Annotated in this window: 22 protein-coding genes; 15 read left to right on the top strand and 7 right to left on the bottom strand. The window is 67.8% G+C overall.

What is annotated here, in order from left to right:
• Positions 1–29: 29 nt before the first annotated feature.
• Both RI032_RS08680 and RI032_RS08675 read right to left on the bottom strand, forming a co-directional pair.
• On the bottom strand, positions 30–1,022 hold the full coding sequence (locus tag RI032_RS08680; protein ID WP_019337382.1) for a patatin-like phospholipase family protein: 993 nt from the start codon (positions 1,020–1,022) through the stop codon (positions 30–32).
• Positions 1,023–1,167: 145 nt separating this feature from the next.
• On the bottom strand, positions 1,168–2,184 hold the full coding sequence (locus tag RI032_RS08675) for a TIGR00266 family protein (protein ID WP_322548142.1): 1,017 nt from the start codon (positions 2,182–2,184) through the stop codon (positions 1,168–1,170).
• 158 nt (positions 2,185–2,342) lie between these two features.
• Between RI032_RS08675 and RI032_RS08670 the strand changes: the two genes are divergently transcribed.
• Positions 2,343–4,610, top strand: a complete 2,268-nt coding sequence (locus RI032_RS08670) for a TonB-dependent receptor (RefSeq protein ID WP_010487361.1) — start codon at positions 2,343–2,345, stop codon at positions 4,608–4,610.
• A 127-nt stretch (positions 4,611–4,737) separates the two neighbouring features.
• Here RI032_RS08670 and RI032_RS08665 read toward each other — a convergent pair whose 3' ends face one another.
• Positions 4,738–5,577, bottom strand: a complete 840-nt coding sequence (locus RI032_RS08665; protein WP_322548141.1) for an acid phosphatase — start codon at positions 5,575–5,577, stop codon at positions 4,738–4,740.
• Between the two features lie 263 nt (positions 5,578–5,840).
• On the opposite strand from RI032_RS08665, the gene RI032_RS08660 reads away from it, so the two are divergent.
• The gene (locus tag RI032_RS08660; protein WP_049453901.1) at positions 5,841–6,719 is read left to right on the top strand and encodes a lipase family protein; all 879 of its coding nucleotides are present in this window, start codon (positions 5,841–5,843) and stop codon (positions 6,717–6,719) included.
• Between the two features lie 11 nt (positions 6,720–6,730).
• A complete protein-coding gene (locus RI032_RS08655) occupies positions 6,731–7,933 on the top strand; it encodes a DUF4785 domain-containing protein (RefSeq protein WP_322548140.1) in 1,203 nt (400 codons plus the stop codon).
• Positions 7,934–8,061: 128 nt separating this feature from the next.
• On the opposite strand, the gene RI032_RS08650 is transcribed toward RI032_RS08655, so the two are convergent.
• Positions 8,062–8,883, bottom strand: coding sequence for an ABC transporter ATP-binding protein (locus RI032_RS08650; protein ID WP_019338123.1), 822 nt, complete (start codon positions 8,881–8,883; stop codon positions 8,062–8,064).
• A 151-nt stretch (positions 8,884–9,034) separates the two neighbouring features.
• Between RI032_RS08650 and RI032_RS08645 the strand changes: the two genes are divergently transcribed.
• From RI032_RS08645 to RI032_RS08630, 4 genes are all read left to right on the top strand, one after another.
• Positions 9,035–10,237: a DesA family fatty acid desaturase gene (locus tag RI032_RS08645; RefSeq protein WP_322548139.1), complete on the top strand. Its 1,203-nt coding sequence runs from the start codon at positions 9,035–9,037 to the stop codon at positions 10,235–10,237.
• Positions 10,234–10,566: an EF-hand domain-containing protein gene (locus RI032_RS08640; RefSeq protein ID WP_322548138.1), complete on the top strand. Its 333-nt coding sequence runs from the start codon at positions 10,234–10,236 to the stop codon at positions 10,564–10,566. Before RI032_RS08645 ends, RI032_RS08640 begins: the two co-directional genes overlap by 4 nt.
• A gap of 19 nt (positions 10,567–10,585) precedes the next feature.
• On the top strand, positions 10,586–11,398 hold the full coding sequence (gene mutM, locus RI032_RS08635) for a bifunctional DNA-formamidopyrimidine glycosylase/DNA-(apurinic or apyrimidinic site) lyase (protein ID WP_010487344.1): 813 nt from the start codon (positions 10,586–10,588) through the stop codon (positions 11,396–11,398).
• A gap of 105 nt (positions 11,399–11,503) precedes the next feature.
• Positions 11,504–13,108: an OpgD/OpgG family glucan biosynthesis protein gene (locus RI032_RS08630; RefSeq protein ID WP_322548137.1), complete on the top strand. Its 1,605-nt coding sequence runs from the start codon at positions 11,504–11,506 to the stop codon at positions 13,106–13,108.
• A 42-nt stretch (positions 13,109–13,150) separates the two neighbouring features.
• On the opposite strand, the gene RI032_RS08625 is transcribed toward RI032_RS08630, so the two are convergent.
• Positions 13,151–13,858 carry an SEL1-like repeat protein gene (locus RI032_RS08625; protein WP_010487340.1) on the bottom strand — a complete coding sequence of 236 codons (708 nt, stop codon included), beginning with the start codon at positions 13,856–13,858 and terminating at the stop codon, positions 13,151–13,153.
• 95 nt (positions 13,859–13,953) lie between these two features.
• Positions 13,954–14,574, bottom strand: a complete 621-nt coding sequence (locus RI032_RS08620) for a thymidine kinase (RefSeq protein ID WP_010487338.1) — start codon at positions 14,572–14,574, stop codon at positions 13,954–13,956.
• 101 nt (positions 14,575–14,675) lie between these two features.
• On the opposite strand from RI032_RS08620, the gene RI032_RS08615 reads away from it, so the two are divergent.
• The 4 genes from RI032_RS08615 to RI032_RS08600 all read left to right on the top strand — a co-directional run bounded on the left by RI032_RS08615 (position 14,676) and on the right by RI032_RS08600 (position 18,623).
• Positions 14,676–16,652 (top strand): UvrD-helicase domain-containing protein, encoded by a 1,977-nt coding sequence (locus tag RI032_RS08615; RefSeq protein ID WP_109814672.1) that lies wholly within the window; start codon positions 14,676–14,678, stop codon positions 16,650–16,652.
• Positions 16,653–16,759: 107 nt separating this feature from the next.
• Positions 16,760–17,500 carry a DUF3592 domain-containing protein gene (locus RI032_RS08610; protein ID WP_322548136.1) on the top strand — a complete coding sequence of 247 codons (741 nt, stop codon included), beginning with the start codon at positions 16,760–16,762 and terminating at the stop codon, positions 17,498–17,500.
• Positions 17,501–17,521: 21 nt separating this feature from the next.
• Complete coding sequence (locus tag RI032_RS08605) at positions 17,522–18,007, top strand: DUF3592 domain-containing protein (protein WP_100049978.1); 486 nt, start codon at positions 17,522–17,524, stop codon at positions 18,005–18,007.
• 91 nt (positions 18,008–18,098) lie between these two features.
• The gene (locus RI032_RS08600) at positions 18,099–18,623 is read left to right on the top strand and encodes a GNAT family N-acetyltransferase (RefSeq protein WP_322548135.1); all 525 of its coding nucleotides are present in this window, start codon (positions 18,099–18,101) and stop codon (positions 18,621–18,623) included.
• Between the two features lie 117 nt (positions 18,624–18,740).
• Here the strand turns inward: RI032_RS08600 and RI032_RS08595 are convergent, their stop codons facing one another.
• Entirely contained in the window at positions 18,741–19,394 is a 654-nt protein-coding gene (locus tag RI032_RS08595) for a YceH family protein (protein WP_010487332.1), read from the bottom strand.
• Between the two features lie 101 nt (positions 19,395–19,495).
• On the opposite strand from RI032_RS08595, the gene RI032_RS08590 reads away from it, so the two are divergent.
• The 4 genes from RI032_RS08590 (at position 19,496) to plsB (ending at position 25,154) form a co-directional block, all read left to right on the top strand.
• Positions 19,496–20,419: a 5'-nucleotidase, lipoprotein e(P4) family gene (locus RI032_RS08590; protein ID WP_010487329.1), complete on the top strand. Its 924-nt coding sequence runs from the start codon at positions 19,496–19,498 to the stop codon at positions 20,417–20,419.
• A complete protein-coding gene (gene pyrF / locus RI032_RS08585) occupies positions 20,416–21,141 on the top strand; it encodes an orotidine-5'-phosphate decarboxylase (RefSeq protein WP_057502298.1) in 726 nt (241 codons plus the stop codon). Before RI032_RS08590 ends, pyrF begins: the two co-directional genes overlap by 4 nt.
• 423 nt (positions 21,142–21,564) lie before the next feature.
• Positions 21,565–22,518 carry a hypothetical protein gene (locus RI032_RS08580; RefSeq protein ID WP_322548134.1) on the top strand — a complete coding sequence of 318 codons (954 nt, stop codon included), beginning with the start codon at positions 21,565–21,567 and terminating at the stop codon, positions 22,516–22,518.
• A complete protein-coding gene (gene plsB, locus RI032_RS08575; protein ID WP_109814665.1) occupies positions 22,518–25,154 on the top strand; it encodes a glycerol-3-phosphate 1-O-acyltransferase PlsB in 2,637 nt (878 codons plus the stop codon). Before RI032_RS08580 ends, plsB begins: the two co-directional genes overlap by 1 nt.
• Positions 25,155–25,213: the final 59 nt, after the last annotated feature.

The following is a 25,213-nucleotide window of genomic DNA, read 5'->3' as shown; positions in this document are numbered from 1 at the left end:
GCTGTCTGGCAGCGACACGCTGGCTCAGGTCAGCATTTGTCCTTGCGGCCCATCAGCTTGCCCAGGCGAGAGGCTTCCTCGCACTTCGGCGCGGCCACGGGTGCCGGTGCGGCGGCCGCGGCGCGTGCACGCTGCAGCTGCTGGATCTTCGCGCGGATCTGCGGCATCGCCGCCATCGCGGCCTTTTCGCCTTCCAGGATCGCGGTGCCACGCTGGCTGAAATCGGCGGCGCCGATGTCCAGCACCTTCGGGCGGATGACGATGTCGGCGCGTGCCAGTTCCTGCTCGCCCAGGCGCTGGCCCATGATCGAGATGGACTGGTTGACGATGCCCAGCATGTCGGTCGGCGCCTTGCCGCTGGCCTTGCTGGAGATGTCCACGGCGATCACGAAGTCGGCGCCGAGCTGGCGCGCGGCATCGACCGGCACCGGGCTGACCACGCCGCCATCGATGTAGTTGCGGCCACCGATCTTCACCGGTTCGAACACGCCGGGAATGCTGCTGGAGGCGCGCACGGCCTGGCCGACGTTGCCGCGCACGAAGATCGCGCGCTCGCCTGTTTCCAGCTGGGTCGCGACGGCGGCGAACGGCTTCTTCAGGCGCTCGGCGGGGCGGTTGGCGACCTGCTCGTTGACGTAGTCCTGCAGCTTCTGGCCCTGCACCAGGCCACCGGAGAACAGGCGCACGTCGCGGATGCTGGCTTCATCCAGCGCCACTGCCTTGCTCTGCATCTGGAACGCATCCATGCCGCTGGCATACAGCGCGCCGACCACGCTGCCGGCACTGGTGCCGGACACCACGGCCGGTTCGAAGCCATTGGCCTCCAGCATCTTGATCACGCCGATGTGGGCGAAGCCCTTGGCTGCACCACCACCGAGGGCGATACCGATCTTCACTGGCTTGGCCTGCGGCACCACGGTCGGTGCCGGCGGCGGCGTGGGGCGGACCGGGTCGCCACCGCAGCCGGCCAGCAGGCCGATCAGGGCGACGGACAGCAGCATGCGGGGGCGGAACAGGCTCATCGGCAGTGCGCTCGCGGCGCCGGATTCGGGAAAGGGCGCCAGCATACCGAAGCGGTGGCGGGGCGGGCAGGGTGGGGGAGCGGCCTATTCAGGAAAAGGAGCGCGGGCGGTGCCGACCTTGGTCGGCACCGCCCGGGCGAGGGGCTCAGAACCGGTTGTCGCCGTCCAGCATCCGGCCCAGGCCGCCCAGCACCGAGCCTTCGCCGCGGCTCTGGCCGCCGCCCTGCGGCGCCGCCATCCACATGCGCCCGGCCAGGCGCGAGAACGGCAGCGACTGCAGCCAGACCTTGCCCGGGCCGGTCAGCGCGGCCAGGAACACGCCCTCGCCTCCGAACAGCATGCTCTTGATGCCGGTGACCCGGCGTACGTCCATGTCCACGGTCGGGTGGTAGGCCACCACGCAGCCGGTATCCACGTCCAGTCGCTCACCTGCGGCCAGCTCGCGCTCGACCACGCAGCCACCGGCGTGGATGAACACCCAGCCGTCCCCCTCCAGCTTCTGCATGATGAAGCCTTCGCCCCCGAACAGGCCGGTCATGATCTTGCGCTGGAACTGCACGCCGATCTGCACGCCGCGCGCGCCGGCCAGGAAGCTGTCCTTCTGGCAGATCAGGCGGCCGCCATGCTGGTCCAGCTTCATTGCCAGTACGGTTCCGGGGTAGGGGGCGGCGAAGGCGACCTTGCCCTTGCCGTGGCCGCTCTGGGTGTAGACGGTGGCAAACAGGCTCTCGCCGGTCAGCACGCGCTTGCCGGCGGCCATCACCTTGCCCATGAAGCCGCCGCCCTGGTCGCCGTTGGCGGCGCCGAACACCGTATCCATCTGCACGGTGGCGTCCTTGAACATCAATGCGCCGGCCTCGGCAATGGCGCTCTCACCGGGGTCGAGCTCGATTTCCACGAACTGCATTTCATGGCCGACGATGCGGAACTCGATGTCGTCGGCGCGGCTGCTGGCAGCGGCGGGGACCGGCGGCGGGGTGTTCGGCATGCCCGGGGTCGCGGACTGCAGTTCGGGCACCTCGGCGATCGAGGTCCACCCGCTCATGCCCTGGCACCAGGCCAGGGAGCGCGGGTTGGCCTGGGCGTAGCGGCGCGCGGCCTCGTCATCAAGCGGGCCGATACGCTCGGCCTGGGCGGAGGCGTGGAAGTACCACTGGGTCATGGCGGCGGGTCCGTCGCGGTGGAAACCCCGAGTCTAGCGAGCGCCCGGGGGCGTCGGCGACGGGGCCATGAACGGCGGGCGTTTGCGGCGCAGGTGCTGTATTGCAACAATTATCTGGTAGCGCCGTTTTACCACCCCTCCAAACACAGCCTACCGCCATGTCCCCGACCCGTACTTCCCGTGGCCGCCTTCCGGTCGCGCGCCCCCTCGTTGCCGCTCTTTCCGCCCTGCTGCCGCTGGTAGCAGCCGCCCAGGAAACCCCCGCTGCCAAGGATCCGGTTGCCCTCGATGCCCTGCAGGTGACCGCGCAGCGCCGCGTCGAGAACGCTAAGGACGTACCGGTCGCACTGAGCGCGATCCAGGGCGAGAAGCTGGATGTGCTCGGTTCGGCCGGCGATGACATCCGCTTCCTGGCCGCGCGCGTGCCCAGCCTCAACATCGAGTCGTCCTACGGCCGTGCCTTCCCGCGCTTCTACATCCGCGGCCTGGGCAACACCGATTTCGACCTCAATGCGTCGCAGCCGGTGTCGCTGGTGTACGACGACGTGGTGCAGGAAAGCCCGCTGCTGAAGGGCTTCCCGCTGTTCGACCTGGCCAACGTGGAAGTGCTGCGTGGCCCGCAGGGCACCCTGTTCGGCCGCAACACCCCGGCCGGCGTGGTCAAGTTCGATTCGGCGCGCCCGTCGCAGGATGCCGACGGCTACGTGCGCGTGGGCTACGGCAGCTACAACAGCTGGAACGTGCAGGGTGCCTACGGCGGCCCGCTGACCGATCGCTGGTCGGCACGCGTCTCGGCCATCTACCAGCGCCGCGATGACTGGGTCGACAACACCCGCGCCGGTGCGCCGAACAGCGGTTTCGAAGGCTATGACGAAGCCGCCGGCCGCGTGCAGTTCCTGTACGAAGGCGATGACTTCGAAGCGCTGTTCAACCTGCACAAGCGCAAGCTCAACGGTACCGCCCGCCTGTTCCGCGCCAACATCATCCAGAAGGGTGGCAACGGCCTGGTCGAGAACTTCGACCGCGACAAGGTGGCCAACGACGGCGTCAACTTCTCCGATCTGGAAACCTGGGGCGGCAGCGCGCGCCTGCAGTGGAACCTCGGCTCGGTGACCCTGCACTCGATCACCGGTTATGAAACCGCTGAATCGCTCAACCGCGGCGACATCGACGGTGGCTACGGCGAGGCATCGCTGGGTGCCGGCAACTACGGCCCGGGCCTGATCCCGTTCGCGTCCGAGTCGGCCGACGGCCTGCCGCATCACCGCCAGTGGACGCAGGAGTTCCGCGTCGAATCCAACGAATGGGGCCGCTTCGACTGGCAGGCCGGCGTCTTCTATTTCGATGAAGACGTAACCATTGACAGCTTCAACTATGACTCGCTGAAGCCCGGCAACCCGCAGACCGGACATGCCGTGCAGAGCCAGCGCAACAAGGCGTGGGCGGTGTTCGCCTCGGGCGATTTCGACGTCACCGACCGCTTCAAGCTGCGCGGTGGCGTGCGCTATACCCAGGACAAGAAGGACTTCACCGCCCGGGTGCTGCAGGCCGTGCCGTTCGGCACCCCGGTCAGCGGCCCGTATCTGGCCAACACCGACGTCAATGACGTCAGCTGGGATGTCAGCGGTGTGTACAAGCTGACTGACGACATCAACGCCTACGCCCGCGTCGCCAAGGGCTTTCGTGCGCCGTCGATCCAGGGCCGCTTGGCGTTCGGCGGCGTTTCGCAGGCCGATTCGGAGAAGGTCATCTCGTATGAAGCCGGCATCAAGGCCGACCTGTTCGAGCGCCGCGCGCGCCTGGGCCTGAGCGTGTTCCGCTACAACGTTGACGGCCAGCAGCTGATCGCCGTGGGCGGCACCAACAACACCGCCACCCTGCTCAACGCCGACAAGACCATCGGCCAGGGCGTGGAACTGGACCTGGAAGCCTACCTGGCCGACAACGTCCTGCTGACCTTCGGCAGCAGCTACAACGACACCGAGATCAAGGACAAGGATCTGGCGGTGGCGGTCTGTGGTGGTGGCTGCACTGTTACCGACCCGATCACTATGATCGGCGGCAAGCCCTATGCGCTGGTCAACGGCAACCCGCTGCCGCAGGCGCCGAAGTGGATCCACAACGCCACCCTGCGCGTGGGCTTCCCGCTCAGCGACGGCAGCGAGCTGTACGCCTACACCGACTGGGCCTACCGCAGCGCGGTGAACTTCTTCATCTACGAGTCGCCGGAATTCCGCGGCCGTAGTTCGCTGGAAGGTGGCCTGCGCCTGGGCTACAACTGGGACTACGGCCAGTACGACGTGGCGGTGTTCGGTCGCAACCTGACCAACCAGACCCGCGTGGTCGGTGCAATCGACTTCAACAACCTGACCGGCTTCCTCAACGAGCCGCGGACCTGGGGCGTGGAGTTCACCGCGAAGTTCTGATGCGGTGACTGCGGTAATGCAATGAAGAAGGGCCGGCGCAATGCCGGCCCTTCTGTTTCCTGCTTCATGTAGAGCCGAGCCTGCGCTCGGCTGCTCTGAGCCGAGCATGGCTCGGCTCTACAATGGCTTACAGCGCGCTCTGCGGGCGCACCTTCAGCACCGCATTCTCGGTGGCGCAGTCGCGGCTGGAGTGCCGACCAGCCTTGCGCGCCGCTTCGATCTCCTTGCGTGCGGCCATCAGGTCCTTGTTGAACGCAGCGTTGTCGTGCAGGCGGGCCACGGCGGCGGCGCCCATGAAGCGGCCTTCGAGGATGTCGCTCTGCCAGTGCACGTTGCACACCAGGCGGCTCTCGCCGTAGTTGCGGCCGCGGGCCTGGATGGCATCGGCGTGGTCCGGTGCGATCTCCGACAGGATCAGTGCCCAGGCCCAGCCGATCGAAGTATGGCCGGACGGGTAGGAGCCGTTCTTGCGCAGGCCGTCCTCGTCCTTCGGCGAGCAGGTCGGTTCACCGTTGACCATGAACGGACGCGGGCGCTGGTAGTGGTTCTTGGCCGCCTTGGTCGCCGCGCTGGCGTCGATCCGGCTGCGCTCCAGCAGTCGGTACAGCGCCGGAGTCTTCACCGCATCGACGTCGATGTCGGCGGCGCAGGAGAAGTGGTTGGCGCCTTCGGGGAAGCCGAGTTCCGCATCGACACCAGCCTGGGCGAAGCGCGGGCTGCCACGCAGCGCGCGGGCTTCACGGCTGACCTGTTCGTCCAGGGCGAGGGCGGCCGAACCGGCCACCGGCGGTGCCGGCACCAGGTCGAGGCTGGCCGGTACCGCGCTCTTGTCCAGATAGCCCACCGCCTTGGTGGTGATGTTGGCTTCGACGGCGGTCGGCTTGGCGGCGGTGGCGGCACAACCGGCCAGGGCCGCGATGACGGCAAGGCCGAGCAGCGGGCGGGCAGGGTGGGAAATCAGCGACATGGACAGGCTCCGGGAGAGAAAACAACGCGCCATGATCGCAGCCCGAATACGACACCGCAGTGGCCATCGGTCATATGGCCAGACCCGGCATGGTCATCGCAGCAGTATCAAAAGCGTCATCAAGTGACGTCAGTCTTCTGAATCCGGGCGCAGCGCACGGACTTTCACGCGGCTGCGCCGCGAGCATCGGCACAACGGCACGCACCAGGAGCCGTCCAGTTCCAGCCGGGTCGGGGGGATCCGCAGACAGAGGGAGAGAAGCGATGCGCAGCACCGCAACAGGAAGTACCGTCCTGGCCCTGCTCCTCGGGCTGGCAGCCGCCCCGGCGCAGGCCGCCGACGTGGTCGGCGTGGCCTTCGTGCATGGCACCGGCGCGCAGACCAACGCCACCCAGGACTACTGGCAGCCGGCGATCATCGACACCGTGCGCCAGGGCCTGCCGAACAGCAGCAACTATGTGGTCATCAACTGCGACTTCACCCAGTACATGTGGAAGCCGGAGGCCGCCGGCTGCCTGGCCAACCAGCTGACCCGCTTCATCGACAGCCGCGGCATCACCCAGCTGGTGGTGATCACCCATTCCAACGGCGGCAACGTGGTGCGCTGGATCCTGTCCAACCCGACCTACGACAGCCGCTACCCGAAGATCATCCGCACGGTGCGCAAGGTCACCGCGCTGGCGCCGTCCTCGGCCGGCACGCCGCTGGCCGATGCGGTGCTCAACGGCAACACCTTCGAAACCTCGCTGGGCTGGCTGCTGGGCTACAAGAACGACGCGGTGCGCCAGCAGCAGGTGGCGAGCATGGCCACCTACAACGCGCAGAACCTGTACGGCACCGCAGGCCGTCCCGCCCTGCCCAAGCCGTTCCGTGCGGTGGTCGGCAGCGACGTGGAATCGGCGGTGTGGGACAGCAACAGCTACTGCGGTGGCTACGCCGCCAATGTCGGCCTGGAGTTCACCCAGAACTGGCTGTCGTCCTGCTCCGATGGCTTCCTGGAGTGCAGCAGCCAGAAGGCCGCCGGCACCACCTGGTTCACCGACAAGGCGCGTACCCAGGGCGCCGAACCGCTCAGCCACAACCAGAGCCGCCGCGAGTGCTTCGGCCTCGGCACCCTGCTGCGCAACGACCTGACCCAGTGAGGGAGACGACCATGACGATTCAATCTACCCTGCTGGCCGGCGCCGTCCTGGCAGTGCTGTCCCTTTCCGCAGCGCAGGCCGCGCAGCCGCTGCAGGCCGCCCGTGCAGGCGACCAGGTGCCTGCCGCCCTGGTGGCCGCGCCGCTGCCCGCCGATGAAAGCGAACACGCGCCGCTGTCCTTTGCCTGGGCGCTGGACCCGGCACAACCGCTGCAGGCGGCCACGCCGTATGCCTCGGTCAGCCGCAGCTACTGGCAGCAGGTCGATGGCGCGCAGCTGCAACGTGGCGTCGATCTACCGCTGACGGCTGCCGATGCGGTGATCCAGCTGAGCCCGGCCGCAGGTGCCCGCGCGCTGCCGGCCAACACCCTGCAAGTGCGCGACCCGGCCGGCCGCAGCAGCGTGGCGCGCAGTGTCGACGCGCGCGCGCTGCAGCAGGCCGGCATGCCGGTGAGCGATGGCAGCAGCATGCTGCGCACCGGCGCGACCAGTGCGGCCGGTGCGTACACGCTGCAGAGCACGCAGGCACAGGGCCGCTACGTGGTGCAGGTGCTGGAGCCGAACAGCCCGCTGCGGCTGGAAGTGCAGGCCAACCAGGCGCAGGTGCTGGCCGGTGGCAACGTGCAGCTGCAGGCGCGCTTGCTGGAAGACGGTGCCACCACCGCGCAGATGGCCTCGCGTCGCGGCAGCCTGGGCGGTGAAGCCCTGCTGGTCGCACCGGATGGACGCAGCTGGCCGCAGCGGTTGCTGCGCACAACTGATGGCAGCCTGCGCGCGCAGGTGCGGATCCCGGCCGACGTCGGCACCGTGCAGGGGCTGTGGGAACTGCAGGTGTTCGCCCAGGCCGATGGCGTGCTGCGCGATGGCAAGGTGGCCTTCGCGGTGGCACGGCCGACCGCGCGCTTCAGCGGCCAAGCGGCACCGGATGCGGCCAACCGCCAGGTGGCGCTGCCGCTGCAGGTGGCTGCAGCGGGCCGCTACGAGGCGCGTGGCACGCTGTATGCCACTGCCCGCGATGGCCAGCTGAAGCCGGTTGCACAGGCGCACGCGGCGGCGTGGTTCGATGGCCCGGGCGCAGGCCAGCTGGTGCTGCCGTTCGGCCAGGCCGCGTTGCCGGCTGGTTTTGGTGCGCCGTACGAGCTGCGCGACCTGCAGCTGCAGGACCAGAGCCGGATGGCACCGATCGAGTCGCGCGCGCTGGCGTTGAAGTTCTGAGCAAGGGTGCAGCTGGCCGGGTTCCGGCCCGTTGCACCGTTTTCTGTAGAGCCGAGCCTATGCTCGGCTGCCGTTCCCCGCGTCCAGGAGCAGCCGAGCATAGGCTCGGCTCTACAGTGGCATGTCGATCATCCCGCGTACGCGGTCAGCCGGCCTTCCTGCTCGCAGACGGTGATCGCGCCGCCGAACACCGCCGACAGCGGTTCGTTGCGCAGCAGCTCGGCGCGGGTGCCATCGGCCAGCACACGGCCATCGCGCAGCAGCACCACCCGCTCGATCTCGGGAATGATCTCTTCGATGTGGTGGGTCACCAGCACCAGGGTGATGCCCTGCTGCGCCAGCACCCGCATGGTTGCCACCAGTTGTTCGCGAGCGACCAGGTCCAGCCCGGTGGACGGTTCGTCCAGCAGCAGTGCCTGTGGCCGATTGACCAGCGCGCGGGCGATCAGCACGCGGCGGGTCTCGCCGGCCGACAGCTCGGCGTAGGCACGTTCACGCAGGGACAGCGCGCCGGTCATCGCCAGTGTCTCGCCGACGCGTGCACGCATGTCGGCGGTCACCTCGCGGAAGGCGGGCACCACGTAGCTGGCAAAGAAGCCCGACAGCACGGCCTGCTCCACGGTCAGCCCCGGCATGTCGGCGAGGTTGCTGCTGAGGTCGCCGGTGACGATGCCCAGCTGCGAGCGCAGCCGGTCCACCTGCCAACGGTTCTGGCCCAGCACCTTCACTGCCACCGAGCCGTCGCCCTGCGCCAGCGGGTACAGCTCGCGGGTGATCAGTTTGATGAAGGTCGACTTGCCGCAGCCGTTGGGGCCGAGCAGGGCGGTGTGCTGGCCCTGTGCAATGCGCAGGCTGAGCCCGTGCAGCACCTTCACCTGGCCGCGCACCACGGTGGCGCGGTCCAGTTCGATCAACGGGGGCAGCTCCGCGATGGGCGGGGCCGCAGTCATGGTGCTGGCGCGTGGATCAAGGCTCGACAACTCAGGTCCCCAACTGTGAACGGTGCCACGGATGGCGATGCGAAGCACCGCCGCAGGGATGCAGTTTGCAACGCAAGCGCCCATGATGTCTGCCATCCCCGCGTCGATCCGGAGCGCTGCCATGCCTGATGCCCTGATGTCCCTGTTGACCGGTGGTGTGCTCGGCCTGGGCTGGTGGGCGATGTTGGCGGTGCTGCTGGTCTTCACCCAGATCACCATCTTCTCGGTGACCCTGTACCTGCATCGCAGCCAGGCCCATCGCGGGGTCGACTTCCACCCGGCGCTGGCCCATGTGTTCCGCTTCTGGCTGTGGCTGACCACCTCGATGATCACCCGCGAATGGGTGGCCATCCACCGCAAGCACCACGCCAAGGTGGAGACCGAGGACGACCCGCACAGCCCGGTCACCCGTGGCATCGGCAAGGTGTTCTGGCATGGCGTGGAGCTGTACCGCGAAGCGCGCGGCCAGCGCGCGGACATCGAGCAGTACGGGCGCGGCACCCCGGATGATGCGATCGAGCGCCGCCTGTATACCCCGCATGCCACGCTGGGGCCGGTGCTGTTGTTCGCGATCAATACCGTGTTGTTTGGCCTGCCCGGCGTGGCCCTGTGGGCGGTCCAGATGGCGTGGATCCCGTTCTGGGCCGCCGGTGTGGTCAATGGCCTGGGTCACTGGTGGGGCTACCGCAACTACGAGTCCGCCGATACCTCCACCAATCTCACGCCGTGGGGGTTCTGGATCGGTGGCGAGGAGCTGCACAACAATCACCATGCCTTCCCCAGCTCGGCGCGCTTCGCGATGCGGCGCTGGGAGTTCGACATCGGCTGGAGTGCGATCCGCCTGCTGGAGGCGTTGCGCCTGGCCAAGGTGCTGCGGGTGGCGCCGGCCATGGACGTGCGCCCGAATATCGCCGTACCCGATGCTGAAACCCTGAAGGCGCTGCTGTCGCACCGCTTCCAGGCGATGACCGACTACCAGCGCAACGTGTTCATGCCGGCCCTGCGCGAGGAAGCGGCACAGGCCGGGGCCAAGCTGCGCCGCCTGCTGCCGCGCCGGTTGCGCCGTGGCCTGGTCAATGATGGCCGCTGGTTGAAGCCGGACAGCCGCGCCCAGCTCAGCGAATGGGTGGCACAACGGCCGCGCATCCGCACCCTGGTCGAGTACCGGGGGCGCCTGGCCGCGCTGCTGGAAGCGCGCGGCCACGATGCGGCCGAGCGCCTGCATCAGCTGCAGGCCTGGTGCCGCGAGGCCGAGGAAAGCGGTATCGCGGCATTGCAGGCCTACGCCGCACGATTGAAAGGCTACAGCCTGGTGGGCGCGTGAGGGCAGGGTACGGACTACTGCTGGCGGCGCTGCTGCCGGGCGCGGTGCTGGCCCAGGTCACCGACACCGCCAGCTACCTGCAGCGGATGGACAGCGATGGCGACGGCAAGGTCAGCGAGGCCGAGTACGTGCAGTGGATGCTGTATGCCTTCGACCGCATGGACCGCAATGGTGATGGCGTGCTGAGCGCCGAGGAGCTGCCCGGCGGCAAGGGCAGGGCGATCAGCCGCGAGCAGCAGCGGCAGGTGATCGTGAAGCGCTTCCACACGCAGGATGCCAACGGTGATGGCGTCCTGGATGCCCGTGAACTGGCGGCGCCGCCACGCTGAGCGGGCGTAGAATCGGCTCATGCCTGAACTGCCCGAAGTAGAAACCACCCGCCGCGGCCTGGCGCCGCACCTGCAGGGTCGTCGCGTGCATGGCGTGATCCTGCGCCGGGCCGATCTGCGCTGGCCGATTCCGCCGGAAGTGGCCGAGCTGCTGCCGGGCCAGCGCATCGAGGAGATCCGTCGCCGCGCCAAGTACCTGCTGCTGGACACCGCCGTCGGCAGCGCGGTGCTGCACCTGGGCATGTCCGGCAGCCTGCGCGTGCTGCCTGGAGATACCCCGCTGCGCGCCCACGACCACGTCGACATCAGCCTGGACAACGGCCGCCTGCTGCGCTTCAACGACCCGCGCCGCTTCGGCAGCCTGCTCTGGCAGCCGGCCGGCGAAGTCCACCCGCTGCTGCAGGGGCTGGGCCCGGAACCGCTGGACGACGTGTTTGACGGCGACTACCTGTTCGCCCGCAGCCGGGGCCGCAGTGCGCCGGTGAAAACCTTCCTGATGGACCAGGCGGTGGTGGTGGGCGTGGGCAACATCTACGCCGCCGAAAGCCTGTTCAAGGCCGGCATCAGCCCGCTGCGCGAGGCCGGGAAGGTCTCGCGCGAGCGCTACCAGCGGCTGGCCGACGCGGTGAAGGAGATCCTCGGCTACGCCATCACCCGTGGTGGCACCACGCTGCGCGACTTCATCAGCCCGGATGGCGCGCCGGGCTACTTCGAGCAGGAGCTGCTGGTATACGGCCGCGATGGCCTGCCGTGCCCGAACTGTGGCCGCGCGCTGAAGCACGCCACCATCGGCCAGCGTGCCAGCGTCTGGTGCAGCCACTGCCAGCGCTGAGCCGGGCGGCCAGCGGCAGCTGAACGGGCAGGGGACGTCTCCGCTGCCCGTTAACGTTTGTCTGCCTATGATGGCCGACCTTCCCTCTGTGCCTGACGCGCCTGCATGCAACGACGCGACTTCATCCGCAATGCCTCCCTCGCCCTGGCTGCATTCGGCCTGCCGTCCCTGCCCGCGTGTGCGGCCAGCAGGAGCGGCCAGATGGGCCTGCGCCGCCTCGGCCAGCCGCAGCCGTTCGACTTCGCCACCCTGAAGGGCCAGGCGCGCGCGCTGGCACAGGCGCCCTACAAGAGCCACAAGCGGGTGCTGCCGGGCCGCCTGGAAGGCCTGGACTGGGACCAGTACCAGTCGATCGGTTACCGCCAGGACCATGCGCTGTGGGCCGACCAGCCGGGCAAGTTCCAGGCCAAGTTCTTCCATCTGGGCCTGTACTTCCACTCGCCGGTGCGCATGTTCGACGTGGTCGACGGCAAGGCGCAGGAGCTGGCCTATGACGGCGCGGCGTTCAACTACGGCAAGAGCGGGATCAAGGACGGCGAGCTGCCGGCCGATCTCGGCTTCGCCGGGTTCCGCCTGAACACCCGCAAGGACACCGACCGCGACTTCGCCGCCTTCCTCGGCGCCAGCTACTTCCGCGCGGTCGGCAAGGAAGGCCAGTACGGCCAGTCGGCGCGTGGCCTGGCGATCGACACCGGCATGGGCAAGCCGGAGGAATTCCCGGACTTCATCGCCTACTACCTGGAACAGCCGTCGGCCGATTCGGAAACGATCGTGGTCTACGGCCTGCTGGATTCGCCCAGCGTGGCCGGCGCCTATCGCTTCGCGATCACCAACGGCGACGTGCTGCTGATGGACATCGACAGTGCGCTGTACCCGCGCAAGGCGATCGAGCGGTTGGGCATCGCCCCGTGCACCAGCATGTACCAGGTGGGCGAGAACGACCGCCGCATGGCGTGGGACTGGCGCCCGGAGATCCACGACACCGACGGCCTGTCGCTGTGGACCGGTGCCGGCGAATGGATCTGGCGGCCGCTGCTGAACCCGCGCAACCTGCGCTTCAACATGTTCGTGGACCGCAACCCGCGCGGTTTCGGCCTGCTGCAGCGCGACCGCAACTTCGACCACTACCAGGACGACGGCGTGTTCTACGAGAAGCGCCCGTGCCTGTGGGTGGAGCCGAAGGGCGAGTGGGGCGAGGGTTCGGTGCAGCTGGTGGAGATTCCCACCGTGGACGAGACCTTCGACAACATCGTCGCCTTCTGGAACCCGAAGGAAAAACCGCAGCCGGGCCAGGAGCTGCTGGTCGGCTACCGCCTGTACTGGGGCGCCGAACCGCCGGCACGCCCGCCGTTGGCGCACTGCGTGGCCAGCCATACCGGCCTGGGCGGCGTGGTCGGCAAGAAGCGAGAGTACTTCAGCTGGCGCTTCGCGGTGGACTTCGAAGGGGGCGAGCTGGCCACGCTGATCGACAAGGCCGAGGTCGAGGCGGTGGTGGAAGCCAGCCGTGGCCGGGTCGAGATCGTGTCGGCGCGCCCGCTGCGCGAGATCAACGGCTACCGCGCGATGTTCGACCTGGTGCCGCCGGAAGGCAGCACCGAGCAGATCGACATCCGCCTGTTCCTGCGCAGTGGCGGCAAGACCCTCACCGAGACCTGGCTGTACCAGTACACCCCGCCGCCGGCGGGCGCGCCGGAGCGCACGCTGTACTGAATGGATGCGGCTCGGTGCCGGCCACACGCCGGCACCGTTGCTTCAAGGCTTGCTGTCGGTGGCGTGCGACTGGGTCGGCACACCCACTTCCACCGTGCCCCGGCGGATCTTCATCCAGGTTTCGTCCTGCCAGCGCTCGTACTGCTTCGGATCCCAGTACTTGGGGTCGTACAGACGGTCGGCCTTGATGGTGCGGGAGATTCCGCCGTCCATGTATACGATGTCGACGTTGTTGGACATCGAGCCGACGCGGCTGCCGGTCATCTCGCGGCGCCCCTTTCTGAGCACTTCGGCCATGCGTGGGCGCGCGACCTCGTCGCCATACTCGGCGCGCAGCGCGCTTGCCTGTGCACGCGCCGCATCATGCTGCTCCAGCGGCAGCGTGGCCCAGTACTCGTTGCGCAGCTCGACGAACAACGGATAGCCACGTTCGGCCGCCACCTCCATCCAGGCATAGGCCATGACCGGATTGCGCGGTTGCTCTACCCCGTACCAGTACATCTCGCCGAGGTAGCCTTGGGCAGGCTTGTCCGCGTACCGCGCGGCCAGCCGGAAATTGTCCATCGCGCCGTTGACATCGTTGCGACGCAGCGCGTTGACGCCCCATTGCCGGTACATCATGTCCGGGTGGCTGTCCATGAAACCGGCGCCGATCACCGCCGCATCGTCTTCACCGGACGGGCGTTCGGCCGCGATGACCAGCGGAGGCAGCAGGAGCAGCAGCGGCAGCAGCAGGAGGGCGGAACGCATGTCGGACTTCCAGTTCGGCAGCAGGAGTGCCGCAGCCTAGGCGCGACAGCGCTTGCTTGTAAACCGCTGGAGGTCATGGCGCACCGGCGCGCCTGCTACAACGGCAGCGGGGCCTGCGCCGGATCGATACGCCCTTCACCGCGGGTGATCTTCTTGAACTCGGCGCGGCTGACCGACACGTAGCGGTCGTTGCCGCCGATCTCCACCTGCGGGCCGTCCTGTACCGCGTGGCCATGCTCGTCCACGCGCACGGTCATCGTCGCCTTCTTGCCGCTGTGGCAGATGGTCTTGATCTCCTGCATCTCGTCGGCCCAGGCCAGCAGGTACTGGCTGCCTTCGAACAGCTCGCCGCGGAAGTCGGTGCGCAGGCCGTAGCACAGCACCGGAATGCGCAGCTGGTCGACCACCTCGCTGAGCTGCCAGACCTGGGCGCGGGTCAGGAACTGCGCCTCGTCCACCAGCACACAGCCCATCGGCCCGTTCGTCGCCAGGTCCTGCTCGACCCAGCGTTGCAGGTCGGTGTCACGATCGAAGGCCATGCCCTCGGCGCGCAGGCCGATCCGCGAGGCGACCACGCCGGCGCCGGCACGATCGTCCAGGCGCGGGGTCAGGATCGCCACCCGCATGCCGCGCTCGCGGTAGTTGTGAGCGCTCTGCAGCAGGGTGGTGGTCTTGCCGGCGTTCATCGCCGAATAGTAGAAGTAGAGCTTGGCCATCGACGGATTGTACGCCGCAGCTCCGCTCCGCCGAAGCCGTTCAGCAACCCCGCCGGCGGCCCGCTGTGGTCGTCACCCGGCCCCGCTACAATCCCCATCCCATGCACGGTCTCAATCCCCCCCAAGCCGCCGCCGTCCTGCACATCGAAGGTCCGTTGCTGGTGCTCGCCGGCGCGGGCAGCGGCAAGACGCGCGTGATCGTGGAAAAGATCGCCCACCTGATCGGCTGTGGCCGCTATCCGGCGCGCCGCATCGCAGCGATCACCTTCACCAACAAGTCGGCCAAGGAAATGCGCGAGCGTGTGGCCAAGCGCCTGCGCGAGCAGGATGCCGACGAGGTGACCATCTGCACCTTCCATGCGCTGGGCCTGAAGTTCCTGCAGATCGAACACGCCGCCGTGGGCCTGAAGCGTGGATTCTCGATCTTCGATGCCGACGATGCCGCTGCGCAGATCAAGGACCTGATGTATGGGGCCAAGCCCGACGACATCGAGGACATGAAGAACCTGGTGTCGCGCGCCAAGAACGCCGGCCTGTCGCCCGAACAGGCGATGGCCGCCGCGCGCAGCAACCGCGAGAAAGAAGCGGCCAGTGTCTACGAGCGTTACCAGCTGCGCCTGACGGCGTTCAACGCGGTCGACTTCGATGACCTGATCCGTTTGCCGGTGCAGATCCTGGAGGAAAATCCGGAGATCGCGCTGGCCTGGCGTGAGCGCATCGGCTACCTGCTGGTGGACGAATGCCAGGACACCAACGACGCGCAGTACCGCCTGCTCAAGCAGCTGGCCGGTGACAAGGGCAACTTCACCTGCGTGGGCGATGACGATCAGTCGATCTACGCCTGGCGTGGTGCCAACCCGGAAAACCTGCAGCAGATGGGGCGTGACTACCCCGCGCTGGAAATCATCAAGCTGGAGCAGAACTACCGCTGCTCCAACCGCGTGCTGCGCGCCGCCAACGCGCTGATCGCCAACAATCCGCATGAGCACCTGAAGAAGCTGTGGAGCGACCAGGCCGACGGCGAACGCATCCGCGTGTGGGAATGCCGCAACAGCGAACACGAAGCGGAAAAGGTCGCCGCCGAAATCGCCTTCGTGGCGCAGTCGCGCAACGTGCCGTGGAGTGATTTCTGCATCCTGTTCCGTGGCAACTTCCAGTCGCGCCCGCTGGAAAAGGCGATGCAGCTGCTGCGCATTCCCTACCACCTGACCGGCGGCACCATGTTCCTGGAACGCCAGGAAGTGAAGGACACGCTGGCCTGGCTGCGCCTGCTGGTGAACCCGGACGACGACACCGCGTTCATGCGGGCGGTGCAGTCGCCCAAGCGCGATGTGGGTGCCGGTACGCTGGCCAGGCTGGCCGAGCTGGCGCAGGAAAAGGACATGCCGATGGCGCATGTGGCCGAGACCATCGGCGCCCTGCAGCAGTTGCCGCCGCGCGCGGCCAACAGCCTGGCGCGCTTCACCGACATCCTGCGCGACCTGCGGGCGCAGATGCGCCAGGTGACGTCCGGCGACATGATCCGCAAGGTGGCCAAGGAATCGGGGTTGCTGAGCGAGCTGCGCCAGCAGGCCAAGGAAGAGGCCAGCTACCAGCGCCGGGCGAACAACATCGAGGAACTGGCGCAGTGGTTCGAGGGCGGCCCGCGCGGTGCCACCGCCGCCGACCTGGCCGGCCAGCTGGCGCTGCTGTCGCGCAGCGACAAGGACGAGGGCGGCAACCAGGTACGCATGATGACCCTGCATGCGTCCAAGGGCCTGGAATTCCCCTATGTCTTCATCGTCGGCTGCGAGGACGGCGTGCTGCCGCACCAGGTCAGCCTGGACGAGGGCAACCTGCAGGAAGAACGTCGCCTGCTGTACGTGGGCATCACCCGCGCCAAGATCCAGCTGTGGATGAGCTACAGCAAGCTGACGCGCAAGTTCGGCGAGCATGTGCGGCTGAAGCCGAGCCGGTTCTTCGAGGAGATTCCGGCCGAGGAAATCCAGCGCGACGGTGCCGATCCGGTGGCCGATGCAGCGCGGAAGAAGGAGCGCGCGACGGCGGGGTTGGCCGCGATCGAGGCGCTGTTCGATTGAGGATCGAAAAGCTACTAAAGTGGTATTCCAATCCGTCCGATTGACGCTTCTGGCCTTGAGCCTGCATCGGGTTAAGGCCTAGTGTGAGCGCACCCGAAGTGCGCGCCGTGTCCTTCATCGTGTCCAACGACATCCCTGCTGTTCTCACTCATACCTTCCTCGGGCTGGGCCTGGTTCTGCTTGTTTCAGCGCTTCTGGCCTACGTTGGTGCCAGGCGCTTCCTCGATGGGGCGGTCATTGCCGATGGCAGGATCACCCATGTGGGTGCCATCCGTGTTGATCGCCGTGGTTCGCGCACTTCAGTGGTGAAGTTCGTGTACTCGGTGGACTTCACTACCAGCAGCGGGCAAGTGATGCGGTTCATCGCAGGTCGTACCCGCCATCGTGCCTACATGACGGGCGATCATGTAGATGTGCTGTACCTGCCGGACCGCCCGGACAAGGCCCTGGTGCGTTCGCTCTCATCACCCTGGGGCCTGAGCGTCATACTGGGATTGAACAGCGGCCCATTCCTGCTGGCGGCGGGACTTCTGCGCCTGCCGCAGGCGGCGAGGGCATGGCGGCGCAGGCAGCTCCTTCGCCACGGGACACGGGTGCAAGCCAAGGTCCGGGCGATCAAGCGCGATCGCGGAGTATTTTCGGGGGGAAGGCATCCGTTCGTCATCGTCTGCGCCTGGCGCGATCCTGAAACCACTCGATGGCATGTCTTCCACAGTGCGTATCTCTGGGCCGATCCCCGTGCACAGGTGAGTGGGCGTGAACTGGATGTCCATGTCATGCCGGGCAATCCGCGCTACTACCATGTCGATATCTCCTTCATTCGATCAACGCCAGCACCTGCACGCTGATCGATCAACCCGACCAGCACCATGCCCACCCTCCTCAGATGTTTTTTGCTGTTTTTCTTTGCCGTGGGCCTGCTGATCCTTCTGGCCGCCGCCTGGCTGTTCGTGGACGTCCAGCGTTTCGCGAGCAAGGCCGTTTCCGTAACCGGAACGGTGGTGGCCGTCCAGGCAGAGGATGCCCGGTCGGAAATGGAGGGGATGCCCGCACGTGACATCACCCTGCATCGCCCGGTGGTGAGGTTCCAGACCGCACAGGGGCAGATGATTCAGTTCACCGCGTCCTTTGCTACCGGGGCACCACTGTACGTGGTCGGCGAACAGGTACAGGTGCTATATCCCGGCGGCATGCCTTCCAAGGCTCGTATCCAGCACCCGGGATTGCGCTGGGGCGCACCGCTGCTGTTGGCGCTGATGGGCATGGGGTTCTGCCTGATCGCCGCATGCGTCCATCGCCTGTGCGTGCGCTACTGGCCGATCCTGTTCGGCCAGCGTGACGGGGCATGTGGCTAGGCTGGGCATCGTAGTGGCCCACTTGGCCTGAGCGTGCTGCACGGCGGGCGCTGGCGTTGCAAAATCGAGGTATTCCTTCCGGAGCCCACCCATGCATCCCATCGAAAGCGAACGCCTGCGGCTGCGCCGCCTGGAACCAGACCGGGATGCTGCGCCGATGCTGGCATTGCTCAATGATCCAGGCTTCGTGCGTTTCATCGGTGACCGCAACGTGCGCGACGAAGAACAGGCACGCGAGTACATCGCGCTGCGCGTGCTGCACAGCTATGCCTTGAACGGGTTCGGCATGTACGCCATCGAGCGGCTGTCCGATGGCGCCTGGCTGGGCAATGCCGGCCTGGTGCGGCGTGATGGCCTGCCGGGACCGGACATCGGCTATGCGGTGCTGTCGGAATTCGCGGGGCAGGGCTATGCCGGTGAGGCGGCACGCGCGGTGTTCGCGCATGCGCGTGGAGCGCTGGGCCTGCACGATCTGTATGGCATCACCGATCTGGACAACGTGGTGTCCGGGAAGATCCTGCAGGCCCTGGGTATGCAGACGCGCGGGGTGATCCAGTTGCCGGGCGTGGACAGCCCGAGCCGGTTGTATGCAACGCCCGGTGCGGCGCAGGTCTGACCCTTGATGTTGGTAGGTGCCGACCGCTGGCCGGCACAGTAGCGGCTGATGGTAGGTGCCGACCGTTGGTCGGCACTATTCAGATGCAGTGCCGACCAACGGTCGGCACCCACCCCCTCAACCGCGCAGTTCGGCCAACTGTGCCTGCAGTTCGGCCACCGCCGCTTCCAGCTGGGCCACGCGCTCGGCCAGGCCCGGGTCGGCCGCATCGCTGCTGCCACCGCCGCTGCTGGCGTACTTCGCCGCCAGCGCCGCGCCGTCCACTTCGCCGCACAGCAGGTGCATGTAGCGGTCTTCGCGCTGGCCGCTGGCGCGCGGCAGCACCACCAGCAGCGCGCGCTGCTGCAGGCGATCGATGGCGTGGCGGGCCTCGTCTGTGTCGGCGAAGCGGTGCAGGCGTTCGCTGCGCGTGACCAGCTCGCCCAGGGTCTGCGGCCCACGCAGCAGCAGCAGCGCGAGCAGCACGGTCTGCTGCCGGGTCAGGTCCAGCGCGGCCTGCAGGCGGTGCTCGTAGCGGTCCGCGCGCGAGGAGAAGTGCTGGCGGGCCAGGCCCAGCGCCTCCAGCTGGCGCAGCGCATGTTGCACGCTGCCGGCATCGACGTTCATCACCGGCTCGCGGGCGGTCTTCTGGTTGGCGGCCGATTGGGCGGCATTGACGGTCAGCGGATAGGTGTCCGGGGTGGTCGCCTCCTTCTCCACCAGGCAGCCCAGCAGGCGGGCCTGCACGGCGTCGAGCAGGGGGACGTCGGGGGTCTGGGTGGAATCGGTCATGGCGGCCTCCGGAAGGGCAACGGGTCAACCGCCAAGCATAGCCGTCCCGGGACCGCCTTTGCCGGTAAAATGCGCCGGTATATCTGATTGCCGGTGAATCCATGCGTCGTCCCGTTTCCCTGTCCCTGACCCTGCTCGCCACTGCGGCGCTGGGCCTGTCCGCCTGCAAGCGCGTGGATGCGCCTGCCGCTGAAGCCGCTGCGCCGGAGGCCCCGGCCGCCGCTGCCAAGGCCGACGGCGCGCTCGATCCCACTGCCAATGACAACCTCAATGCAGTGCTGTGGATGCAGCGCGCGCAGGAGTACAAGGCGATCACCGAGCAGACCTACCGTGCCGCCGCCGACCACCTGGACGCCGCGCTGAAGGAAGCCCACTGGGATGCGCTGGTGCCGGAAGAACGCGGCAACGAGGCCAAGGGCCTGAAGCCGGCCGTGGTGCTGGACGTGGACGAGACCGTGCTGGACAACTCGCCCTACCAGGCGCGCCTGGTGCGCGACGGCAAGGAATACGATGAGTTGAGCTGGGACCAGTGGGTGGCCGAAAAGAAGGCCAAGGCCATCCCGGGCGTGGTCGATTTCGCCAAGGCCGCCAACGCCAAGGGCGTGACCCTGCTGTACATCTCCAACCGCGCCGTGCACCTGAAGGACGCGACCCTGGCCAACCTGCGCGAGCAGGGCCTGCCGGTGGCCGACGACAGCGTGTTCCTGGGCCTGGGCACCGTGGTCGAAGGCTGCGAGCAGGCCGGCAGCGAGAAGAACTGCCGCCGCCGCCTGGCCGGGCAGAAGTACCGCGTGCTGATGCAGTTCGGCGACCAGCTGGGCGATTTCGTCGAAGTGACCGCCAACACCAACGACGGCCGTGACGCGCTGCTGCAGCAGTACCACGACTGGTTCGGCGAGCGCTGGTGGATGCTGCCGAACCCGACCTACGGCGGCTTCGAGCCGGCGCAGTTCAACAACGACTACAGCCAGTCGCGCCAGGCCCGCCACGACGCCAAGCGCGCAGCCCTGGACTACGCACCATGAGCCGCGCGCCGCTGCCGCTGCGCGACGACGAGCGCCTGATCTTCGCGCTGGACGTGCCTGACCGCGTGCAGGCGCTTGAGTGGGTCGACCGCCTCGGCGACAGCGTGGCGTTCTACAAGATCGGCATGGAACTGCTCGCCTCCGGCGAGTACTTCCAGGTGCTGGACGAGCTGGCCCGCCGCGACAAGCGCGTGTTCGTCGACCTGAAGTTCTTCGACATCCCCGCCACCGCCGCGGCGGTGATCAAGCGCCTTTCGCAGTGGCCGGTCAGCTACGCCACCATCCATGGCTGGCACCCGGCCATGATGGAGGCCTGCGCGGCCGCCAACAGCGGCGACATGCGTCTGCTGGCAGTGACCGTGCTGACCTCGATGGGCCGCCCGGACCTGGCGCAGATGGGCATCGACCGTGAGCCGGTGGACGTGGTGGTCGAGCGCGCGCTGGCCGCGCAGGCGGCCGGCATCGATGGCGTGATCGCCTCGGGCCAGGAAGCCGGCCCGATCCGTGCCGCTACCGGCGCCGGGTTCTCGATCGTCTGCCCGGGCATCCGCCCCGGTGGCCCGGTCGGCGATGACCAGAAGCGTACCGTTGGCGTGGCCCAGGCCTTTGCCGATGGCGCCGATGCCATCGTGGTCGGTCGCCCGATCCGCCTGGCCGCCGATCCGCAGGCTGCGGCCCGGGCCATCCAGCAGGAAATCACCTCGGCGCTGGCTGCGCGCTGAGATTCCGCTGCCAAGGCTGCAGGCCCGAACGCCATCCCGACCCGCGCGGGATGGCGTTTTTGCATCCGTCCACCAGCGGTTGTGCCCGAATCGCCGCAAAACCTGCCGTAGATTTCATGGCCTCCATGCCAAGCATCAGGTTGATCAATAAAATCAATAATTTATGCATAACTACGTGAAGTGTTGCCTTAACTTGAGCGGCAGCGTAGGATCGCCGCCATCCGGTCCTCGGACCGGACATGTGCCACAACACTGTCCACCGGCCCCGCGCCGGCTTGAAGAGCCTGTGATCCCCGTGATCCCGGCTCTTTTTTTATTCTGATCAGTGACTTGCACAGGCAACAGCGGAAACCGTGACGTCCCGGCTTGCCGCTGTCACGTCGCAGGCCGCAAGATGCGGACCGGTCCGGGGAGTCCGAGTGCATGAGCGTGGCAGTGCGAGGAAGGTCTGCGCGTGGATGGGGGCTGGCAGCCATGCTGCTGCTGGCGGTGGCCGCGTGTCGTGAATCGGCCAACGATCCGGCCAGGCCGGCGGCCGAACCGGTTGCGGCGGTGCAGGCGATGGCCCTGCGCCTGGCCGAAGACGATCTGGTCGGCTATGCAAAGCTGTCGGTACCGCCGAGCCAGTACCAGCGCCTGCAGCAGGCTTGGGCCGAGGGCCGCAGCCAGTGGCCGCTGACCGAGCTGCCGCTGGGTGACCAGCTGCTGCCGATGCTGGCCGCGCTGCGCGCGCCCAATGCCAGCGCCGAACTGCAACGCAGCTTCGACCGCCAGCTGGCAGGCCAGGCCGGCGCCGTGCGCCAGGCCGCGCAGTCGATGGGCAACTTCGGTGTGCAGTACCTGCGCCATCAGAAGGGCTACACACCAGGCCAGCAGGCGCATTACATCGCCCTCGTCGAAACCCTCGCCAGCTGGGCGCAGGGGGCACCGATCAGTGACCGCGCCCGCGCGCGCAGCACCATCGCCGCGCTGGTCGGCGCAGCCAGCAAGGTCGGCTTCGAGGATGAGGCCGGCATGCAGGCCGCGGGCATGGAAGGCAGCCTGCAGCAGCTCGCGCCGTTCATCCACACCCTCAAGGCGGTGCTGGGCAGCTACGGGCTGGGCGTGGACGATGCGCTGCGCAGCGTGCGCGGTGAGCTGCTCTCGGTGGAGGGTGACAATGCGCTGGTACGCCTGCACTACGACCTGGCTGGCCGCGAAATGACCCTGCAGCTGCCGCTGAGCCGTCGCGAGGGCCACTGGTACCTGACCCGCACCCTGGCCGACACCGACGCGTTGCTGCGCAAGGCCGATGCGGCCCACGCTGCGGCGGCCCCCGCCCCGGTTGAAGCCCTCGCCGAGGGTGGGGAAGCGGCAACGCCGCCGCCTAAGCCATAATGGCGCCGATGTCGAAACAGAACCCGCTGCCGTTCCCCGGCGAAGAATCCCAGTCGACGCCCGCCGATACGGTGCCGGCGTCCCCCTCGACCGGTACCGGCCCGAACCCGGTACCGCCGCCCGCGCATGCGCGTCCGGCCGGCCGCCGCCCGCTGTGGGCGCGCCTGCTGGGCCGCCTGGTCGAGCCGTGGCTGTCGCTGAAGATCGAACCGGAAGACCCGGGCCAGTACAACGATGGCCGCCCGGTCATGTATGTGCTGGAAGACTACGGCCTGTCCAACGCGCTGATCCTGGACAAGGCCTGCCGCCAGGCTGGGCTGCCGTCGCCGCTGGTGCCGCTGGCCGGTGATCCGACCGGCCGCAAGCGCGCCTACCTGGCGCTGTCGCGGCGCAGCTCCAGCAACTCGCTGATCCCCGAGCAGCGTGGCGCCAAGACCCATTCCGATTCGCTGGCCAAGGTGCTGCAGGCCCATCGCGTGCGCGACGACCTGGACGTGCATCTGGTGCCGGTGTCGATCTTCGTCGGCCGCGCGCCGGACAAGCAGAGCGGCTGGTTCGCGGTGCTGTTCTCGGAAAACTGGGCGCTGGTGGGCCGCTTCCGCCGCCTGCTGGCGGTGCTGCTCAACGGCCGCAGTACCATCGTCCGCTTCGCCCCGCCGATCTCGCTGCGCAGCACCGTGGACGAAGGCCTGGAGCCGGAGCGCACGGTACGCAAGCTGCAGCGCGTGCTGCGTACGCACTTCCGCCGCATCCGTGAATCGGTGATCGGCCCTGACCTGTCGACCCGGCGCCTGCTGGTGGACCAGGTGCTGGCCGCCGAACCGGTGCGCGAAGCGATCGCCGCGCAGGCCAAGCGCGACAACTCGAAGCCGGCCGACGCCTGGAAGAAGGCGCATGCCTACGCCTGGGAAATCGCCGCGGACTACTCCAGCCCGGTGGTGCGCTCGGCCAGCTTCATGCTCAGCCACGTGTGGAACCGCATCTATGCGGGCGTGCTGGTGCACCACCTGGACAAGTTCAAGGCCGCCGCGCCGGGCCACGAAGTGGTCTACGTGCCCAGCCACCGCAGCCACATGGACTACCTGCTGCTGTCCTACCTGCTGTACGACCGTGGCATCGTGCCGCCGCACATCGTGGCCGGCATCAACCTGAACCTGCCGGTGGTCGGCACCCTGCTGCGCAAGGGCGGTGCGTTCTTCATCCGCCGCTCGATCCGCGGCAACGCGCTGTACTCGGCCGTGCTCAGTGAGTACGTCGCGCAGCTGGTGGCCGGCGGCTACTCGCTGGAGTACTTCGTCGAAGGCGGCCGCTCGCGTACCGGCCGCCTGCTGCAGCCCAAGGGCGGCATGATCTCGATGACGCTGCGTGCGTTCCTGCGCCAGCCGCGCAAGCCGGTGCTGTTCCAGCCCATCTACATCGGCTACGAGAAGCTGATGGAGGGCGGCAGCTACCTGGACGAACTGTCCGGCCGGCCGAAGGAGAAGGAATCGATCTGGTCGCTGCTGTGGGGCATCCCCAAGGTGCTCAAGCAGAACTACGGCCAGGTGGTGGTGAACTTCGGCGAGCCGATCGCGCTGAACGACGTGCTGGCCGAGAAGGCCCCGGAGTGGAAGGGCGAGGCGGTGTCCGAGGACGAGAAGCCGGCGTGGCTGTCGACCACGGTGGATACGCTGGCCGAACGCATCCAGGTGCGCATCAACGGCGCCGCCGACGTAAACCCGATCAACCTGCTGGCGCTGGCCCTGCTGTCCACGCCGAAGCACGCGATGGGCGAGGCCGACCTGATCGCGCAGATCGAGCTGTGCAAGACGCTGCTGGTCGAGATGCCGTATTCGGACCGGGTGACGGTGACCCCGCATTCGCCGGAGCGGATCATCGCCCATGCCGAGGAAATCAACGTCCTCACCCGCGTCAAGCACCCCCTGGGCGATGTGCTCAGCGTCAGCGGCGATACCGCGGTGCTGCTGAGCTACTTCCGCAACAACGTGCTGCACCTGTTCACCGCCTCGTCGTGGGTGGCCTGCTGCTTCCAGAACAACCGCCGCATGAGCCGCACCGGCCTGGTCCAGCTGGGCCGCACGGTGTACCCGTTCCTGCAGGCCGAGCTGTTCCTGCCGTGGAGCGAGGACGAGTTCGCCCAGCGCATCGACCAGACCATCGACGTGTTCGTGCGCGAGGGCCTGCTGCAGAACGTCAACGATGACGATGGCGGCATCCTGGCGCGCAACACCGGGCAGACCGACGAGGTGTTCCGCCTGCGTGCGATTGGCCATTCACTGCAGCAGGCATTCGAGCGCTACTACATCGCCATTTCGGTGCTGGTGAAGAACGGCCCGGGCGTGCTGGGTGCGGCCGAGCTGGAAAGCCTGTGCCAGCAGGCGGCGCAGCGTCTGAGCCTGCTCTATGCACCGGCCGCGCCGGAGTTCTTCGACCGCACCCTGTTCCGTGGCTTCATCCAGAAGCTGCGCGAGCTGCGCCTGGTGTGGCCGGACGAGAACAGCAAGCTGCTGTTCGACGAGCGCCTGGATGCCTGGGCCAAGGACGCCAAGTTCATCCTTGGCCGCGAGCTGCGCCACACCATCGAACGGGTCAGCCCGGAAGCGGCACGCCCGGACGAGCCGGCGCCGCAGGATTGAAGGTAGCGCCGGGCATGGCCATGCCCGGCGAACGGCATGCCAACCAAGGTTGGCATCTA

It is taken from the genome of Stenotrophomonas geniculata (assembly GCF_034508895.1).
Lineage (GTDB): Bacteria > Pseudomonadota > Gammaproteobacteria > Xanthomonadales > Xanthomonadaceae > Stenotrophomonas > Stenotrophomonas geniculata.
The sequence above is the reverse complement of the archived record's forward strand: the minus strand, read 5'-3'. Positions and strand labels throughout refer to the sequence as shown.

Bases quoted from the DNA above. Each gene is read 5' to 3' on its own strand.
- RI032_RS08600 (WP_322548135.1), top strand. From the start codon at position 18,099: ATGCATCCCATCGAAAGCGAACGCCTGCGGCTGCGCCGCCTGGAACCA.
- RI032_RS08645 (WP_322548139.1), top strand. From the start codon at position 9,035: ATGCCTGATGCCCTGATGTCCCTGTTGACCGGTGGTGTGCTCGGCCTG.
- RI032_RS08680 (WP_019337382.1), bottom strand. From the start codon at position 1,022: ATGAGCCTGTTCCGCCCCCGCATGCTGCTGTCCGTCGCCCTGATCGGC.
- RI032_RS08670 (WP_010487361.1), top strand. From the start codon at position 2,343: ATGTCCCCGACCCGTACTTCCCGTGGCCGCCTTCCGGTCGCGCGCCCC.
- mutM (WP_010487344.1), top strand. From the start codon at position 10,586: ATGCCTGAACTGCCCGAAGTAGAAACCACCCGCCGCGGCCTGGCGCCG.
- RI032_RS08630 (WP_322548137.1), top strand. From the start codon at position 11,504: ATGCAACGACGCGACTTCATCCGCAATGCCTCCCTCGCCCTGGCTGCA.
- RI032_RS08650 (WP_019338123.1), bottom strand. From the start codon at position 8,883: ATGACTGCGGCCCCGCCCATCGCGGAGCTGCCCCCGTTGATCGAACTG.
- RI032_RS08625 (WP_010487340.1), bottom strand. From the start codon at position 13,858: ATGCGTTCCGCCCTCCTGCTGCTGCCGCTGCTGCTCCTGCTGCCTCCG.
- RI032_RS08605 (WP_100049978.1), top strand. From the start codon at position 17,522: ATGCCCACCCTCCTCAGATGTTTTTTGCTGTTTTTCTTTGCCGTGGGC.
- RI032_RS08675 (WP_322548142.1), bottom strand. From the start codon at position 2,184: ATGACCCAGTGGTACTTCCACGCCTCCGCCCAGGCCGAGCGTATCGGC.
- plsB (WP_109814665.1), top strand. From the start codon at position 22,518: ATGGCGCCGATGTCGAAACAGAACCCGCTGCCGTTCCCCGGCGAAGAA.
- RI032_RS08655 (WP_322548140.1), top strand. From the start codon at position 6,731: ATGACGATTCAATCTACCCTGCTGGCCGGCGCCGTCCTGGCAGTGCTG.
- RI032_RS08620 (WP_010487338.1), bottom strand. From the start codon at position 14,574: ATGGCCAAGCTCTACTTCTACTATTCGGCGATGAACGCCGGCAAGACC.
- RI032_RS08665 (WP_322548141.1), bottom strand. From the start codon at position 5,577: ATGTCGCTGATTTCCCACCCTGCCCGCCCGCTGCTCGGCCTTGCCGTC.
- pyrF (WP_057502298.1), top strand. From the start codon at position 20,416: ATGAGCCGCGCGCCGCTGCCGCTGCGCGACGACGAGCGCCTGATCTTC.
- RI032_RS08580 (WP_322548134.1), top strand. From the start codon at position 21,565: ATGAGCGTGGCAGTGCGAGGAAGGTCTGCGCGTGGATGGGGGCTGGCA.
- RI032_RS08615 (WP_109814672.1), top strand. From the start codon at position 14,676: ATGCACGGTCTCAATCCCCCCCAAGCCGCCGCCGTCCTGCACATCGAA.
- RI032_RS08595 (WP_010487332.1), bottom strand. From the start codon at position 19,394: ATGACCGATTCCACCCAGACCCCCGACGTCCCCCTGCTCGACGCCGTG.
- RI032_RS08590 (WP_010487329.1), top strand. From the start codon at position 19,496: ATGCGTCGTCCCGTTTCCCTGTCCCTGACCCTGCTCGCCACTGCGGCG.
- RI032_RS08660 (WP_049453901.1), top strand. From the start codon at position 5,841: ATGCGCAGCACCGCAACAGGAAGTACCGTCCTGGCCCTGCTCCTCGGG.